Source organism: Bacteroides mediterraneensis, assembly GCF_016900355.1.
In the GTDB taxonomy this organism is placed as follows: domain Bacteria; phylum Bacteroidota; class Bacteroidia; order Bacteroidales; family Bacteroidaceae; genus Phocaeicola.
Map to the genome: position 1 here is coordinate 109,778 of NZ_JACJKA010000005.1, position 17,879 is coordinate 127,656.

Annotated in this window: 14 protein-coding genes; 10 read left to right on the forward strand and 4 right to left on the reverse strand. The window is 43.6% G+C overall.

Annotation, left to right across the window (positions count from 1 at the left end):
* Positions 1 to 20: 20 nt before the first annotated feature.
* Positions 21 to 1,604 (reverse strand): alkaline phosphatase family protein, encoded by a 1,584-nt coding sequence (locus H6A28_RS04980; protein WP_204479153.1) that lies wholly within the window; start codon positions 1,602 to 1,604, stop codon positions 21 to 23.
* Positions 1,604 to 2,812, reverse strand: coding sequence for a DUF4105 domain-containing protein (locus H6A28_RS04985; RefSeq protein WP_204479155.1), 1,209 nt, complete (start codon positions 2,810 to 2,812; stop codon positions 1,604 to 1,606). The genes H6A28_RS04980 and H6A28_RS04985 overlap by 1 nt, the downstream gene beginning before the upstream one ends.
* Before the next feature lie 180 nt (positions 2,813 to 2,992).
* On the opposite strand from H6A28_RS04985, the gene H6A28_RS04990 reads away from it, so the two are divergent.
* From H6A28_RS04990 to H6A28_RS05015, 6 genes are all read left to right on the forward strand, one after another.
* The gene (locus tag H6A28_RS04990; protein ID WP_204474179.1) at positions 2,993 to 3,718 is read left to right on the forward strand and encodes a type III pantothenate kinase; all 726 of its coding nucleotides are present in this window, start codon (positions 2,993 to 2,995) and stop codon (positions 3,716 to 3,718) included.
* On the forward strand, positions 3,708 to 4,979 hold the full coding sequence (locus H6A28_RS04995; protein ID WP_204474181.1) for an OmpP1/FadL family transporter: 1,272 nt from the start codon (positions 3,708 to 3,710) through the stop codon (positions 4,977 to 4,979). Before H6A28_RS04990 ends, H6A28_RS04995 begins: the two co-directional genes overlap by 11 nt.
* 39 nt (positions 4,980 to 5,018) lie before the next feature.
* Positions 5,019 to 6,380 carry a tetratricopeptide repeat protein gene (locus tag H6A28_RS05000; protein WP_204474182.1) on the forward strand — a complete coding sequence of 454 codons (1,362 nt, stop codon included), beginning with the start codon at positions 5,019 to 5,021 and terminating at the stop codon, positions 6,378 to 6,380.
* A gap of 3 nt (positions 6,381 to 6,383) precedes the next feature.
* Entirely contained in the window at positions 6,384 to 7,004 is a 621-nt protein-coding gene (gene lptC / locus H6A28_RS05005) for an LPS export ABC transporter periplasmic protein LptC (protein WP_204474183.1), read from the forward strand.
* Between the two features lie 12 nt (positions 7,005 to 7,016).
* Positions 7,017 to 8,273: a hemolysin family protein gene (locus H6A28_RS05010; RefSeq protein WP_204479157.1), complete on the forward strand. Its 1,257-nt coding sequence runs from the start codon at positions 7,017 to 7,019 to the stop codon at positions 8,271 to 8,273.
* Positions 8,274 to 8,375: 102 nt separating this feature from the next.
* Positions 8,376 to 10,514 carry a peptidylprolyl isomerase gene (locus H6A28_RS05015; RefSeq protein WP_204479159.1) on the forward strand — a complete coding sequence of 713 codons (2,139 nt, stop codon included), beginning with the start codon at positions 8,376 to 8,378 and terminating at the stop codon, positions 10,512 to 10,514.
* A gap of 59 nt (positions 10,515 to 10,573) precedes the next feature.
* Here the strand turns inward: H6A28_RS05015 and H6A28_RS05020 are convergent, their stop codons facing one another.
* Positions 10,574 to 11,785 carry a hypothetical protein gene (locus H6A28_RS05020; RefSeq protein ID WP_204479161.1) on the reverse strand — a complete coding sequence of 404 codons (1,212 nt, stop codon included), beginning with the start codon at positions 11,783 to 11,785 and terminating at the stop codon, positions 10,574 to 10,576.
* Between the two features lie 367 nt (positions 11,786 to 12,152).
* On the opposite strand from H6A28_RS05020, the gene H6A28_RS05025 reads away from it, so the two are divergent.
* From H6A28_RS05025 to H6A28_RS05040, 4 genes are all read left to right on the forward strand, one after another.
* The gene (locus tag H6A28_RS05025) at positions 12,153 to 12,854 is read left to right on the forward strand and encodes a hypothetical protein (protein WP_204479165.1); all 702 of its coding nucleotides are present in this window, start codon (positions 12,153 to 12,155) and stop codon (positions 12,852 to 12,854) included.
* Positions 12,855 to 12,958: 104 nt separating this feature from the next.
* On the forward strand, positions 12,959 to 13,315 hold the full coding sequence (locus H6A28_RS05030) for a P-II family nitrogen regulator (protein WP_148329547.1): 357 nt from the start codon (positions 12,959 to 12,961) through the stop codon (positions 13,313 to 13,315).
* Between the two features lie 51 nt (positions 13,316 to 13,366).
* Entirely contained in the window at positions 13,367 to 14,629 is a 1,263-nt protein-coding gene (locus H6A28_RS05035) for an ammonium transporter (RefSeq protein ID WP_204479169.1), read from the forward strand.
* Positions 14,630 to 14,680: 51 nt separating this feature from the next.
* Complete coding sequence (locus H6A28_RS05040; protein ID WP_204479181.1) at positions 14,681 to 16,870, forward strand: glutamine synthetase III; 2,190 nt, start codon at positions 14,681 to 14,683, stop codon at positions 16,868 to 16,870.
* 502 nt (positions 16,871 to 17,372) lie between these two features.
* On the opposite strand, the gene H6A28_RS05045 is transcribed toward H6A28_RS05040, so the two are convergent.
* Positions 17,373 to 17,816 carry a hypothetical protein gene (locus tag H6A28_RS05045; protein WP_204479185.1) on the reverse strand — a complete coding sequence of 148 codons (444 nt, stop codon included), beginning with the start codon at positions 17,814 to 17,816 and terminating at the stop codon, positions 17,373 to 17,375.
* Between the last annotated feature and the right edge of the window lie 63 nt (positions 17,817 to 17,879).

A 17,879-nucleotide genomic window follows, 5' to 3' on the forward strand; every position in this document is an offset into this window, starting at 1 on the left:
TTTCCGTTCTGTCACAATATTTATTTACGAATATTAAGCATTGGAGCATCGGAACAGGCATTAGGAGCCCGTATACGCATGAAATGAGCTAATGTAGGAACTATCGAAGTGATTTTCACCGGCGAATATAATTTTTCCGGCTTTACATCAAATCCCATCAAAACTAAAGGAGCTGTGGCACAAGCTGCCCGCATCACCTCTACTTTCTGAGAATATTCATTCACAACCGACCAGCCCGGCATTACTTCCACATAGATATCTCCCGAACAATTCGGATTGTAAGTATTACGAATCTTATCTATTTTCGGAGTCCAAGCCCCTAATAGCAGGCGCTGCGCCGAGTACGCATTCTGTACGCCACTCATCTGCACAATAAACTCCGCCGAACGTGACATCACCTCCACCAGGTTCAGTTTCCGTTCTTCTATCAGCTTATGATTCAGATAAATCTGCCGGTCATAATAAGTTTCTACATATTGTCCCTGACCATAAATGGCCATCAGATACATATTCAACAGAGCCGCGCAACGCTTGATATGAAATTCTCCACCGGGAATCTTATATTTCTCAGGATCTACCGGATCCGGATCTGTATATCCTGTGGAGGTAATGAAAAACAACGTATTACGCAACCCTACCTTACGGTCTATCAAATCGAGTAAATCACCCAGGCTATTGTCCAGACGGACATACATATCCTGGATTTCCATTGCATATTCTGTGGTAGGTTTATGGTCATAATTACCTGCATAGTATGATAAGGTAAGTAAATCTGGAGCCGCATCCTGTCCCATCTGTGTACTGTTCAAACAAACATTTACCAGACGGTTCACCTCATCATTCACATACGGACTCGTTTTAAACTTCTTATATTTATCCAGACGTTCGTCTGAGAAGTTATGTTTAAAACTTAATTGTTTGGTCTCTGTAGTTACGTACTGATACGAAGTAACTGGAAGATAAGGAAGCCACTCAAGACTGTTGATACGAAAATCAAGTCCCTCCTTGTCATTATAATTGCTCACCCACTCCGGACAATCTCCATAATAAGTTGTACCAGCCCATTTTCCTGTTTCATCATTCAACCAGAAGGCTCCGTCGGCCGCATGTCCTGCTGCCAAAATAGCCATTTCGCGCGTCGGTGCAATGGAATAGACTTCTGCCTGCCCTTGAGTGGCCACCTTCAATTCATCAGAAAGCGTGGAACAATGCAACAATTTTGCGGATGAACTTTCTGACGTATAGACGCCCATAAAACTCTGGTCGTCTACCGATTTTATAATCCGTAAAGAATTGCGATCCATCCATCGGTTCGCAGGAATCCCATTATAATAAGGTGTAGTTCCTGTATAAATAGATGCCGTGGCTGAAGAGCGGTCTACATTAATGAAATCATATTCTGCATTTGTATAGATACGACCTTCCTTGAGCAGACGTTTAAATCCTCTTTCTCCATACAGTGCAGAAAAAGCCTCAATATAATCTGCCCGCAATTGATCGATTGTCAAGCCCACCACCAATCGCGGAACGGGAGCAGAAGACTGAGATTGAATGCCGGTAATAACAAATACCGTCAATAAAGATGTCAGTATGCGTTCTTTCATTATTTCTTATTCAATACTAATACATGGCTTGCAGCATTTACCAACAAACCGAGTGCCAAAGGTAACACTGTTAAATTAAATTTTTGCGGCAAAAGCAGGATTAACAGCATAAAAAGTGTTAAATACACCATATTCACCAAATGATACAGGTCCTTTTTATGTTTTATGTCAAGATAAATCATAAACGGAAGATAAAATAAAGGAATCGGATTGAACAATATCAAGAGCCAATTGGACCCTACAGTTGGATGAGAAGAAACAAAAAACAAGAAAGCAATAATACACCCCGCTATCCCTTGTGCAGCGTACAGAATCACGTCCCATCCCCAGAACACGCGTTTCTTTTTCCACTGCCAGAAACCAATCAATACATTTAAAAGCAAGAACAACGAGCCCGCCCCCATTGGTGTCAGAGCAAAAGCCGGTTCAACTTCCGGGGCCACATCTACAATCTTCTCTTCCCGCAACACCAGCGGACGAGTCTTTCCATCCGCCCCCTGAATATAGGCTTCACCGGCAAAACGACGCATATAAAAAGGAGCAAACATCTGCCCTCTGTTATCAATAGGCGCATCGGCCTCTGCTCCGAGACAGAGGTCAATGCCGAACTCATCCCATGGAGAATGTGCGGTAAATTCATGTACAATCCCTCTGAAAGACTTGTCACTCTCCCCCGACGGATATATCACTTTCCCTTGGATACTCTTTTCTATTTGGTCACGCGCACGAGTCGTACAATTATCATAGAAATAATTATAACGATAAGTTCTGTTTTCCGGGAGGTAGTTCTCTTGAAGCAACCCCAATAAAGTTTGCTTTTCGGACGAAGTCAGATTCAAGACCTGCTGGTAAACAGAAGAACCACGCAATGCATATTCCGATTCAAAATAAGGATAAGGCATAATTCCCAGTTGGTAGTCAGTTTCTCCCTTTACAAAACGATATATAAAATGAGGAGTATTAAAGCTGAACATGCCATAATTAAAAACCAAATCTATTCCCCGAGAAAAATTCTGGTAACGAATAGCCGTATGACCGAAAAGTTCATAAATTTCATTACCAGGAGCACACGTCAACAAACTAAACTGAATGCTATCATTCTGGAAAGTCGACTCTGCATCCGACCGGATGTCACTATAAGTCTCCACAGGGAATACCAGCTGAATCATCCCTACAATCCATAAAAGAACTATCCACTTCCGTTTCATAATTTAATATACTTATCAGACCTCAAATTCATCTTTCTGAAATCTGAATAATCCATAATATTCTTTTTTCGCATGCAAAAATACATGGATTCTCACATAACCGCGAAATAAATAATCAGTTTTATTGAGGTACATATCCAAATTTTATCTTACTTTGCAAGCAAAACAAAGCAAACAAAGGTGAATTTAGTAATTGATATTGGCAATACTGTTGCAAAACTGGCAGTGTTCGAAGGCGATAAAGTGGTGGAAGTTTTACGAGGATCGAACCATTCGCTGGACTGGCTGTCAATGCTATGCAACAAATATCCAATCGAAAGAGGGATTATCGCATCAGTCATCACACTGAGCAACACTATACGACGACAATTGGCCGGAGTTCCGTTTGACGTCATCGAACTGAACCATCAAACCCCTATTCCTATCCGGAACTTATACAAGACCCCCGAAACACTTGGGATGGACCGACTTGCAGCCGTAGTAGGCGCAAATTACCTTGCCCCCGGAAAGAACCTGTTGGTTGTAGATGCCGGAACAGCGCTCACATACGAATTTATTGATGCAGAAGGTAACTACTGGGGAGGGAATATCTCACCGGGCATGTATACTCGCTTCAAGACACTAAATGCCTGCTGCGACAAACTTCCTTTAATAGAAAGTAAAGGGGAAACACCAGAATTCGGATTCGACACAGAAACAGCTATCCGAGCCGGAGTCATTCGAGGAATTGAATTTGAGATTATCGGTTATATCACCCTACTGCAGAAGAAATATCCTGACCTTTTGGTTTTTTTAACTGGAGGAGATAAATTTTCTTTTGATACCAATTTAAAAAGTATCATCTTTGCAGATAGATTTTTAGTATTGAAAGGTTTAAACAGAATATTGAATTATAATGTTAAGTAAAAAGATACTTGTTGGTTCATGTTTTATAGCAAGTGCTACGATTGCGAGTGCACAGATAAGCACAAACTCACCTTACACGCGTTATGGATTAGGAGACATGTTTGACCAGAGCTTCACAAACAATGCGGCTATGGGAGGTGTAGGCTATGCACTCCGCACAAACGAACACATAAACGCAATGAATCCAGCATCTTATACGGCGGTAGACTCTCTTTCCTTTATTTTTGATGCAGGTATGTCACTAAAAAGCTCGAATTTCCAGGAAGGACAATATAAATCAAACGCGAAAAATGCAAGTTTTGACTATATCGGCATGCAGTTCAGACTTCATCCCCGCTTGGGTATGACCATTGGATATACTCCATTTTCTACTGTCGGATACAACTTTACCCGAACCAAACCGATAGATAACAGCAGCGATGTTACCATTTCCAACAACTTTTATGGCGACGGAGGCTTGCAGCAGATCTTTGGAGGACTGGGTTTCAAGGTGTTTGACCACTTGTCTATTGGCGCCAACATCGGCTATCTGTATGGAAAACTTCAATATCAGACTACAGCCACCCTTAGTAACGGAGGAGACCAGACCATTACCTACAACACCGTATCGGTAAGCACTTATCATGCAAGTTTCGGTCTTCAGTATACTCAACCTATCAATAAAACAGATGAAATCACACTGGGATTGACCTATAACTTAGGGCACGTGCTCAACAGCCATGACACCCAAGGTACACAAATCACAAATGGCAGCAACTATTCTGTCGTGAATGAACAGAGAATAGATGATTCTTATGGAACTCCTCATACCTACGGGGCCGGATTAGCTTGGAAACACCAAAAGAATCTGACTGTAGAAGCAGACTATACCCTGCAGAAATGGAGCGGAGTAAAATATAATAACCGCACTGATTTATATCAGGACCGTACAAAAGTAGCAGTGGGAGCTGAATACCTGCCCAAAGAATACGGAAGAAACTATCTCAGCCGTATACGCTATCGAGTAGGTGCCTATTATGCCAACTCTAATCTCCAGATTCCAATCGGACAGAATATGGTAAAAGGACCAGATGAATACGGAGTTAGTTTCGGATTCGGACTACCGTTGAGACTTTACCAGCGGAACAGCGTGTTAAGCATCACTGGCCAATATGTCCATGCAAAACCATCAACGAGCAACATGCTATCCGAAAACCGGTTTGTCTTAAAAATAGGTCTGACCTTCAATGAACACTGGTTCATGAAGTGGAGAGTTAATTAATATGAGAATAAACACAATGAACAACTAATCTTACATACGATGAAAATGAAAATGTTTACAATGCTGTGTGCTTTATCTTTAAGTGCTACAGCAACTTTCGCTCAAAAAGGAGTGGAAGACGGTTCTCGTTTTGGACACGGAGAAGACAGTCTCCGCTGTTTGCAAAACATCAGTATTTACAGTGAGTATGTAAAAACTGACAACTATGTGGACGCATACAAGCCTTGGATGGCTGTATTTACTGAAGCACCTTTGGCTCAAGTAAGTACTTACACAAACGGTGCAAAAATCCTACGTGCATTGATTGCCAGTTCAAAAGATGCTGCACAACAGAAGAAGTATCTGGATGAATTGATGGCCGTTCATGACCAGCGAATCAAATACCTTGACGGATTGAATCAACTGGTAAAAACTCCGACCACTAAAGGTTCCATCCTCGGAATGAAAGCTCACGACTACATCATGTTCTCTGGATCAAACATTGATGTGAATAAGGCTTATGAAATGACTAAAGAAGCCGTAGACTTGGAAAAATCTGCTTCCGATTATTTCATGTTCCAAGATTTGATGGATATGTCCTCTCGTAAATTGAAGACAGATGACACCCACAAGGAACAGTTCATTCAAGATTACCTGACGACTTCTGGCTATGCAGAAGAAGCATTGAAAGCAGCCACTAAAGAAAGAGACAAAAAATTGCTGAAAACAGCCAAAAACAATGTAGATGCATACTTCATCAACAGTGGTGCGGCAAGCTGCGAAAACCTGCAGGCTATCTATGGTCCGAAAGTAAGCCAGAACAAAACCAATCTGGAATACTTGAAACAGGTAATCAATGTAATGCAAATGCTGAAATGTACAGACGAAGAAGCTTACTTTATTGCTTCAGAAGCTGCTCATGCCATTGAACCGACTGCTGCCACAGCAGCTGGATGTGCTTACATGTACTACAAGAAAGGCGACATGGCCAAAAGTGTGGACTACTTTGACCAAGCTATCGAACTCGAACAGGATGCAGACAAGAAAGCAGACTATGCCTATAGTGCAGCCGTAGTATTGTTCAGCAAGAAACAGCTGAGCAAGGCAAAACAATATGCCAACAAAGCACTTTCTTTCAATAGCAAATATGGAAAAGCTTACATTTTGATTGCACAGATGTACGCATCAAGCCCGAACTGGAGTGACGAAGCTGCATTGAACAAATGTACTTATTTCGCTGCCATCGATAAACTGCAGCGTGCAAAAAGCGTAGATCCAAGTGTAGCTGAAGAAGCTCAAAAGCTGATCAATACGTATGCCGGACATACTCCGAAAGATGAAGACCTCTTCTTCTTAGGATTGAAAAAAGGTAACTCTGTCACAATCGGTGGATGGATTGGCGAAACAACAACCATCAGATAATATATGCCAGCCAGAATAAAAAAGCACATATATAGACTCTTTATCAACATAACAGTTGCCGTATGGGCAACTGTTATGTTTCTTTTTGTTCCGGCCTGCGGGAAAAAGGAACAGCAAATGGCCGCGGCCGTAAAGGAAAGTGACTCACTGCCAGATATGCGCACCACAGGAGTTACCACCCTCATCTCCGATTCCGGCATGATCCGGTATAAAATCATCACTGCAGAATGGCTGATTTACGGCCATCGGAATCCCCCCTTTTGGGCCTTTGAAAAAGGAATTTATCTGGAAAAATTCGACAGTCTTTTTCACGTAGACGCCAGTATCAAAGCCGATACGGCATACTACTATGAACCTAAAAAACTTTGGGAGTTACGTGGACATGTACATATCCAGAGCCAACGGGGCGATAAGTTTGATACCGAACTGATGTTCTGGGACCAGGACAAAGAAAAGATTTATTCCGACAAATTTATCCGCATTGAGCAAGTAGACAAAGTGCTGACCGGATATGGCTTTGAATCCAATCAGCAGATGACTGAATATCAGATTTACAACAATACGGGTATTTTTACGGTTGAAGACAATGCTGCCCCAGCAGACAGCACACGAACTCCCCAATAAAACCATTCCATCATGGGACTTATTATCCAGTTACTCATATCGATGGCATTTTCCGCTTTCTTTTCAGGAATGGAAATAGCCTTTGTATCTTCCAATAAATTACGCTTCGAAATGGAGAAGACGAACAACGTGTCGTCTTACATCCTTTCCGCATTTTACCGGCACTCCAACAATTTTATTTCTACCATGCTGGTGGGAAACAACATCGCCTTGGTCATCTACGGTATATTGATGGCCCAGCTCATTGAACATTACATTCTTGCAGATGTTATTACCAATCAGGCATTGCTGGTATCAATAGAAACGATTATCTCTACCCTGATCATTCTTGTCACAGGAGAGTTTATCCCCAAAACATTATTCAAAATAAATCCCAATACTACCCTGAAGGCATTCAGCCTTCCCGCTTTCGTCTGCTACATCATCCTCTACCCCATCAGCCGCTTTTCATCCTTGCTTTCCAGTGGGATGCTTCACCTTGTAGGAGTCAAGACCAACAAGGAAGACCGGGATAAAGCCTTCACTAAAGTCGATTTGGACTATTTCATACAAAGCAGCATTGAAGAGGGTAAAGAAGGAGAAGAAATTGACAATGAAATTAAAATATTCCGTAATGCCCTCGATTTCTCCAACGTCAAAATTCGCGATTGCATGATTCCACGTACGGAAATTATAGCTGTCGATTCGGATACGCCATTAGATGAGCTTAAAAAAGTATTCATTGAAAACGGCATCAGCAAAATTATCGTCTATAAAGACAACATCGACAACATCATCGGATACATCCATTCCTCCGAAATGTTCAAAGCCACCACAGAATGGCAGAACAACATACGCAGTATTCCTTTTGTTCCGGAGACAATGGCAGCCCATAAGCTGATGCGTATCTTCAAGCAACAGAAAAGATCATTGGCCGTAGTGGTAGATGAGTTTGGAGGTGTTTCGGGCATTGTGGCCTTGGAAGACTTGATTGAAGAGATTTTGGGTGATATCGAAGACGAACACGATACGACTTCTACGGTAGCTAAACAGATTTCGGAGAACGAATACATCTTTTCGGGCAGAATGGATATCGAAAAAGCCAATGAAACATTCAACCTGAATCTTCCGGAAAGTGAAGATTACCAGACCATCGGTGGACTGATTCTCAACGAATGTCAGAGTATTCCAAAAGTAAACGAAATCATTCAGATAGAAGGATTCACCTTCAAAATCATCAAAGTCAGTGCCAACCGAATTGAACTGGTGAAACTGATTGCACAGAAATGAGCATTTTTTTGAAAGAAAATAGTGACTAAACGGTATTTTTTGTATCTTCGTGCGCTAATAGCGGAAATATAAAAACAATAAACAAAAAAATAATAACTTTAAATGGCAACTTTACAAAAAATTCGAAGCAAAGGACCTTTATTGGTCATCGTAATCGGTCTTGCCCTTTTTGCATTCATCGCGGGAGACGCATGGAAAGTGCTCCAGCCGCATCAAGGTAAACAAGACGTAGGAGAAGTGAACGGGGAAGTTCTCAGTGCACAAGATTATCAAAAGATGGTTGACGAGCTTAGCGAAGTAATTAAACTGACCAACGGACTGAACTCGCTGACAGAAGATCAGCTGAACAACGTCAAGGATCAGGTATGGCAAAGCTATGTCAACAATAAACTGATTGCTGAACAGGCTAAGAAGTTGGGCTTGAAGGTGACAGATGCTGAAATCCAGGCCATCATTGACCAAGGAACTCACCCGTTGCTGATGCAGACTCCATTCCGCAACCCGCAGACAGGCATGTTCGACAAAGATATGTTGAAAAAATTCCTGGTAGATTATGCGAACATGGACGCCAGCAAGATGCCGGCCCAGTATGTAGAATACTACCAGAAGATGGGTGCTTTCTGGAAATTTGTAGAAAAAACTTTAGCTGAAAGCACACTGGCTCAGAAATACCAGAACCTGGTTACCAAATCATTGATTTCAAACCCGGTTTCTGCCGAAGATGCTTTCAAATCACGTACAGAACAGAGCGACTTGCTGTTGGCAGGAGTTCCTTACAGCTCTATCAGTGATTCTACCATTCAGGTATCCGACAGCGAAATCAAAGACCGCTACAACGAAAAGAAAGAACAGTTCAAGCAACTGGTTGAAACCCGTGACATCCGTTACATTGACGTAAAAGTAGTTCCGTCGGATGCAGACCGCAAGGCTGTAGAAAAGGAAGTGACCGAATACAGCAACCAGCTGGCCAAGACTGACTCCGATTTCGGTACTTTCATCCGTTCTACCGGTTCTTCAGTCAACTATTCAGACGTTCCGGTCAACAAAACGGTATTCCCGGCTGATGTAGCTGCACGCCTTGACTCTACAGGAGTAAACGAAGTATACGGTCCTTATTACAATCAGACTGACGACTCTTACAATGCCTTCAAAGTTTTGGCTAAAGTTTCTTCTCCTGACTCTATCCAGTTCCGTCAGATTCAGGTATATGCCGATACAGAAGAAAAGACCAAGACACTGGCTGATAGTATCTACAATGCACTGAAAGGTGGAGCAGACTTTGCTGCAATCGCCAAAATCTACGGACAAACCGGCGAAGCAAGCTGGGTAAATTCACAAAGCTGGGAAGGTGCAGAACTGGATGCAGACAACAGCAAGTTCATCAATGCATTGCTCAACCAGCCTGTAAACGAACTGACCAACTTAAACGTAGGACAGGCCAACCTGATTCTGCAGGTAATGAACAAAAAAGGCATGCAAACCAAATATAAAGTGGCTGTCGTAAAACGACCGGTTGAATTCAGCAAAGAAACCTACAACGCAGCTTACAATAAATTCAGCCAGTTTGTAGCACAAAATACAACCATCGATTCAATGGTCAAGAACGCAGAAGAAAGCGGTTATACCCTGACTCCGCGCACAGACCTTTCCAGCGCAGAACACTATGTAGGTGGTGTACGTTCTACCCGTGAAACTTTGAAATGGATTTTCGCTGCAAAACCGGGTGAAGTTTCTCCGCTGTATGAATGCGGTGAAAACGACCATCTGATGGTAGTGGCTCTCGACAAGATTCACGAAGCAGGCTATCGTGACCTCAATTCTGTAGCAGAAATGCTGAAGAACGAAATTCGCCGCGATAAGAAAGCAGACCAGATTATGGCAGATATGAAGAAATACAATTCTATCGCTCAAGTAAAAGGAATGAAAGATGCCGTAAGTGATTCTGTAAAACATGTTACTTTCAGCGCACCTGCTTATATTTCAGTGACACGTGCCAGCGAACCGGTAATCGGTGCCGTTGCTGCTAAGACTGCAGTTAACAAAGTAAGTGCTCCTATCAAGGGTAATGCTGGAGTATACATGATTCAAGTATATGCCAAAAATAAAGGAACCGAAAAGTTTGATGCCAAACAAGAAGAAGCTACTTTGAACAACATGGCCGTACGTATCGTAGGAAGCCAGCTGATCAATGACTTGTATCAGAAAGCAAAAGTAGAAGACAAACGTTATCTCTTCTTCTAATTCTCTTTCCTTAAGAAATAGAAAAGTCCGGAAGTCGCCTTCCGGACTTTTTTTATGCACTAATTCTTCCAACGGACTTGTAAATAAGCCTGGAAACGGGTACCTTCCTGCACAGGAGTCAAGGGTAAATATCCGTTTACCATTTTTCCCTCCTTCCATTCCAATGGATAGAGTTCTATCATTCTCTGATGAAATGCAAGTGCCTCCCCGTTGTGCATATAATGTTCAACCACGTACTCCCCTTCAGACAAAGAATGTACATGCCTGTCATACAATATCCGAGAAAGTACCCCCATGTTCATACGCAGATTCACCTCTACACACGGATGAATCCGGAAACCGTCCTCCATACGGCAGACCATCATGTCCACTCCCAGATAACCTTGATAATTCCCGTCCAAGACTTTTTTCAACACCTCTTCCAGACGCTCCCTCAGCCGGTGTAATAAATCGGAAGATACAGAACAGGCCAGGACAGTTTCTATGGCCTCATTACTCCACAGGCGATTGGCCTTATAATTACCATGTACATCGGTATCAAAATAAGAATAGCCTACAAAGCGGACATCCCCTCTCTCATCCGAAAAGAATTCCATGGCAAAATCTGCCACCTTATCGTAAATAGGTTCTGCCATCAACACCCCCTGAACCTTCATTATTCGGGATGCCCATCCGGCCAGCTGCATATTCCAGCTCTCCGCTGAAACTTTCCAGAGCCCTCTTCCACTTCCTGACCAGGGAGCTTTCAGAATCACCTGTCGCCTTTCCTGTATAAAAAGCTCCACCTCCGAAAGATGACTGCAAGCTTTCATCTCCCCACAGATTCCATCCCATCCGGAGAATGCCGGAAGAATTTCCAGACAACACTGCCTGGAAGAAAGATACCGGAGCTGCTGCATCTTCTCCTTCGATGGCAGCAACGACTCCTCCACTCCTTCTTGACGCAACAGGTGAATCAGACAGGGCGTCCACCCCCAAGGGCGATAACGTGCGGACTGCCAATCATCAGTCCAGTTTACCGCAGACAACACACGAGTCAACATCTTCCGCCCCTCTTCTTCTCGGCACACCTCCCCCAACTGCTGACGAAACAATTCCACTTGTTTCAGACAATCCACTTTCACTCCACACCCTTCATCCGCAAACCATACCGGAAGCACTGACAAATCGGCAGCCATACGGATAATCTCTGCCGGTGCCTTATAATACGGAGTAAAGTTGGCCATTGCCATATCGTAGTCAGGATTGAACAAATATATAGCTGGATGCATACAAATCGGAATTAAAATATGACACAAATGTACTGAAAATATAAACGTCAATATCGTTTCTCATACTCAAAGCACCTCCAAAACAAGCCTTTTAACTGAAAATTTTTCAGCGGAACTAAACAAGTGTAACAAAAACACATGAAAAACATTTCAATTTGAAATAATATTCAATGAAAAATCGAACAAACCGATAGCAGTTAAAATATAATACAAAAAAGAGAGTGATTTATTCAAATATATATCTAAAAGGAAGTACATTTGCATATCGAAAGACAAAAAGAAAGCAAAACAGCAAAAGACAAAACAAAAAGACAACACCAAAAGAAGAGATAACAAACAACAACATTAACTAAAAACACGAAAGCAAATGAAAAGAATGTATCTCACCGGAGTCGTATTGCTCGCATTGGCAAGCACTCCAGCCATTTCAATGGCGCAAGACAAAGTAGAAACCAGCGTCGGAGCTGATCTCGTTAGTGGATATATCTGGCGTGGACAAGACTTGGGGAATGTCAGCATTCAACCTTCTGCCTCCGTGTCCTACAAAGGGTTTTCTCTTTCAGGATGGGGATCTGTAGGTATTGACAAAGACGACACCAAAGAATTTGATTTGACTTTGGGGTACAGCACCGGAGGATTCAGCGTATCGGTCACAGATTACTGGTTCAACAATGGTCCGCAGTACTTCCACTATGGCGCACACAACACAGCACACGTTTTCGAGGCACAGGTAGGTTATGATTTTGGAGTAGTAGCGGTCAACTGGTACACCAACTTTGCAGGAGCAGACGGAGTGAAAGCCAATGGCGACCGTGCATATTCATCCTACTTCAGTGTGGCAGCTCCCTTCAGACTGGGAGGTCTGGACTGGTCGGCCGAAATTGGCGCCACTCCATGGGAAACCAGCTTCTACAACAATGGAGCTACAGGATTTGAGGTATCCCACATCAGTCTGAAAGCCACAAAAGAGATTAAATTTACCGATTCCTTCTCACTTCCGGTATTTGCCCAGGCCATCTGGAATCCGGCTACAGAAGGCGCCTATTTTGTATTTGGACTCAGTTTTTAATTATAGAAACATAAATAGAGATAGGTATTAGCAATAAGTAAGGTAAAAGAGATTATTACAGGATAACAAGAAACAACAATACAAAATACAAATACAACGTTATTATGAAGAAAATTGAAGCAATCATCCGTAGGACTAAATTCGAGGAAGTAAAGGAGGCACTTTTGGCCGCCGACATCGAATGGTTCTCCTACTATGAAGTAAGAGGTATTGGGAAAACCCGTGAAGGACGTATCTATCGTGGGGTGGTATACGACACCAGTTCCATTGAACGTATCCTGATTTCCATCGTAGTGCGGGAAAAGAATGTGGAAAAAACCGTACAGGCCATTCTGAAATCAGCCTATACCGGTGAAATCGGTGACGGACGTATCTTTATCATCCCCGTGGAAGACTCCATCCGCATCCGCACCGGAGAACGGGGCGACATCGCCCTCTACAATGCCGAACAGGAGAAATAAAAGTTTTACAAGCTACTATACAATACATTTACAACTAAAACGAATTGATATATGGATACAACTATGATACTGGATTCAGGGAATACGGCCTGGATAATCGTGGCCACCCTGCTCGTTCTATTGATGACTATTCCGGGCATTGCCTTGTTCTATGGCGGACTGGTCAGACAGAAAAATGTCTTGAGCATCATCATGCAGAGTCTGCTCATCGTAGGAGCAGTCAGCATACTCTGGGTAGCGTTCGGCTACAGTTTCGTATTTGGCAGCAGCCTGATGGAGACTGACAGCGTCTGGAGACATTTCATCGGTGGTTTCGACAAGCTCTTCCTGCAAGGAATCACTACTTCCAGCCTGACTACAGGCCGGATTCCGGAACTGATGTTCGTACTCTTCCAGTGTATGTTTGCCGTCATTACTCCCGCCTTGATTCTGGGAGCTTTTGCGGAACGGGTCAAGTTTGCCGGTTTCCTGATGTTTACAGTGCTTTGGAGCATCCTGGTGTACATACCGATGGCCCACTGGGTATGGGGAGGAGGTTTTCTCCAGCAGATGGGTGCCATCGACTTTGCCGGTGGAACCGTGGTACACATCAATGCCGGCATCGCAGCCCTGGTCATGGCCATACTGATAGGGAAACGGCGCGATTATAAGATTGGACATCCCATGGCTCCGCACAACATCACCTTCGTCTTTATGGGAACCGCCTTTCTGTGGCTGGGATGGTTTGGCTTCAATGCCGGAAGCGGCCTTTGTGCCGACGGTATCGCCGCCAATGCCTTTCTGGTGACACACCTGGCTACCTGTGTGGCTGCGCTTACCTGGATGGCTATCGACTGGATTTACAACAAGAAGCCGACTACCGTAGGTGCCTGTACGGGTGCAGTATCAGGACTGGTAGCCATCACACCCGCTGCCGGAAGCACCGGTATTCTGGGAGCCTTCTTCATCGGACTGATAACCCCGATAGTCTGTTTCTACATGGTAGCCGTCATCAAGCCAAAGCTGAAATACGATGACACTCTCGATGCTTTCGGTGTGCACGGAGTGGGCGGTATCATCGGTTCTATCCTGACCGGTGTCTTCGCCACCCGTTTCATTACAGGCAAAGAAGGGGCGGAAGGAGCCCTTTACGGTGACTGGCACCAGCTGTGGATACAAGTGGCAGCTACCTTGATTTCCATCGTATTCAGCGCAGTCATGACTTATCTGCTGTTCAAGGTCACAGACAGGATGATAGGCATCCGGGTAGACAAACGGGTAGAGGAAGAAGGATTGGATATCTACGAACATGGAGAATCCGCTTATAACCATTAAAATTAACATTCACTACTAACTAATAAATAACCAATAAAAATTTACAGTAAAATGTCAACATTAAGATTCAGAGTAGTAGAAAAGGCCTTCCAGGCAAAACCGCTGGAAGTACCTGCTCCTAAAGAAAGACCGGGAGAATACTTTGGCAAATACGTATTCAACAGAGAAAAAATGTTCAAATACCTTCCTTCTACGGTATTTGCTCGGCTCATCGATGCAATGGACAACGGAGCGGCTCTTGACCGCCAGATTGCCGATGCGGTAGCTGAAGGTATGAAACGTTGGGCCAGCGAACTGGGTGCCACCCATTATACTCACTGGTTCCAGCCGCTGACGGAAGGTACTGCTGAGAAGCACGACGCATTTGTAGAACACGACGGAAAGGGTGGCATGATGGAAGAATTCTCCGGAAAACTGCTCGTGCAGCAGGAACCGGATGCTTCTTCTTTCCCGAACGGTGGTATCCGTAACACCTTCGAAGCTCGTGGTTACAGTGCATGGGATCCTTCATCACCTGTGTTCGTGGTAGACGACACTTTGTGTATCCCGACTATCTTCATCGCTTATACCGGTGAATCACTTGACTACAAAGCACCGTTGCTGAAAGCTCTCCGCGCAGTCAACAAAGCAGCCGTAGACGTATGCCACTATTTCGATCCGAATGTGAAGAAAGTTATGGCTTACTTAGGATGGGAACAGGAATACTTCCTGGTAGACGAAGGCCTGTATGCTGCACGTCCGGACCTGTTGCTGACAGGACGTACTTTGATGGGTCACGAAGCATCTAAGAACCAACAGTTGGAAGACCACTATTTCGGTGCCATCCCGACTCGTGTAGCTGCTTTCATGAAAGACCTTGAAATCCAAGCTCTTGAACTGGGTATTCCGGTAAAGACACGCCACAATGAGGTAGCTCCGAACCAGTTTGAATTGGCTCCTATCTTCGAAGAATGTAACTTGGCCGTAGACCACAACATGTTGATCATGTCACTGATGCGTAAAGTGGCACGTACTCACGGATTCCGTGTGCTGTTGCACGAAAAACCGTTCAAAGGTGTCAACGGTTCCGGTAAGCACAACAACTGGTCACTCGGTACAGATACCGGTACACTACTGATGGCTCCGGGCAAGACTCCGGAAGAAAACCTCCGCTTCATCACCTTCATCGTCAACACATTGATGGCTGTATATCGTCACAACGGTTTGTTGAAAGCCTCTATCATGAGCGCTACCAACGCACACCGTCTGGGAGCCAACGAAGCACCTCCCGCCATCATCTCTTCATTCCTGGGAAGCCAGTTGAGCAAAGTGCTTGACCACATGGAAGAAAGTGCAACCGACGAATTGATTTCTCTGGGCGGCAAACACGGTATGAAACTTGACATTCCGCAGATTCCGGAACTGTTGATCGATAACACCGACCGTAACCGTACTTCTCCATTCGCCTTCACAGGTAACCGTTTCGAATTCCGTGCCGTAGGTTCAGAAGCCAACTGCGCCAGCGCAATGATTGCCCTGAATACAGCCGTAGCTGAACAGCTCACTGAATTCAAGAAAGAAGTAGACGAACTGATTGAAAAGGGTGAACCGAAGATTTCTGCCATCATTCAGGTAGTACGCAAATACATCAAACTGAGCAAGCCTATCCGCTTCGACGGCAACGGTTACAGCGACGAATGGAAAGCAGAAGCTGCCCGTCGTGGTTTGGACTGCGAAACCAGCTGTCCGGTTATCTTCGACCAGTACCTGACTGAAGACAGTGTACGCATGTTCGAATCAGCAGGTGTCATGACACGTAAGGAACTGGAAGCCCGTAACGAAGTGAAATGGGAAACTTATACGAAGAAAATCCAGATTGAAGCCCGTGTATTGGGCGACTTGGTAATGAACCACATCGTTCCGGTAGCCATTGAATACCAGAGCAAGCTGATTGACAATGTCTACAAGATGAAACAAATCTTCCCTGCAGAAGAAGCTGAAAAGCTGTCTGCCGAGAACCTGGCTATCATCCGTAAGATTGCTGAACACACTTCTTACATCAAGGAACACGTAGACACAATGGTAGAAGCACGTAAAGTGGCTAACAAGATTACCGACGAACGTGCGAAAGCCGTTGAATATCACGACAAGATTACTCCGATGCTGGAACAGATTCGTTACCACATCGACAAGCTTGAACTGATTGTCGACGACCAGATGTGGACACTTCCTAAATATAGAGAACTGCTGTTCATCAGATAATCCACACCCTAAAGGATTATCTCTTATTTCTTATTGGTTGTTTGAGAAAGAGGCCGCGACCGTGGAGGTCGTGGCCTCTGTTATTTTTCACTATATTAATAATCTCCCATTATCATTCCATTCGCCGTAAAGAAGCCCTTTTCGGGTATTTCCTATGAATTTGTTCAGGCGACTTTCAAAAAGTTCAGGCTGATTCTTTTTGATTTGGATAGTATCAATTCTGATTCGTTTCCATCCTACGACATCTTTCCTTATTAAGCTCGGACCAATTGCTTCCCGGCTTTCTGGGACAAAGTTTCTGGGCGGTTATATCATCTACTATTTTCTTAGTAGTACTGTCTATCCAACCGAAGCATAGGGCTTCTTCTACACATCAATATACCAGAAAGTATTGTCATCAGTAAGTCTACCACGTTTCACGACTACCCAGCATTCTTTCTCCGTTTTATGGTTTTGAATAAGCCATTCACGCAGTTCTGCCCTTGATTTGATGTCCAGTAAATTATGTATTTCCATTGTTTGTTGTTTCAATTTGTATTTTGCAATGTTGACTTCCCCGTAAGATGGATTCGCAAATTGTTACCCGAAAATACTTTTCTTTCCATAATGAATGTAAAACATATAGTATGCTTTGTTTAGAGCACTCACAAAGTAATGGAGTAGAAACATATCCTTGTCGATGAAGCATACAGGTACACTCCATAAAATACAGATCATAAACAGAATCTTTTTCAATAATTTCGCTTCTTACACCAGGCAGTTTGTTTGATTCCTGAAAGAAAATATCTAAATCACCACGTGCTTTCTCATATAGCCCCTGATAGATTTGTAATGTTCCGCATTTTACGCAATTCTTCGCACATTCCGAAAAGAATGAGGCTCTTTGCTCCGGTGCCAAACAACTTATCCCCCTTTCAAATCCCTTGAACCAATCTGATAATTCCATGTCTTTCAAGATTATTTATTATTCCCTGATTTCAAAAATAACGAAATATCTTCAATATCTTTG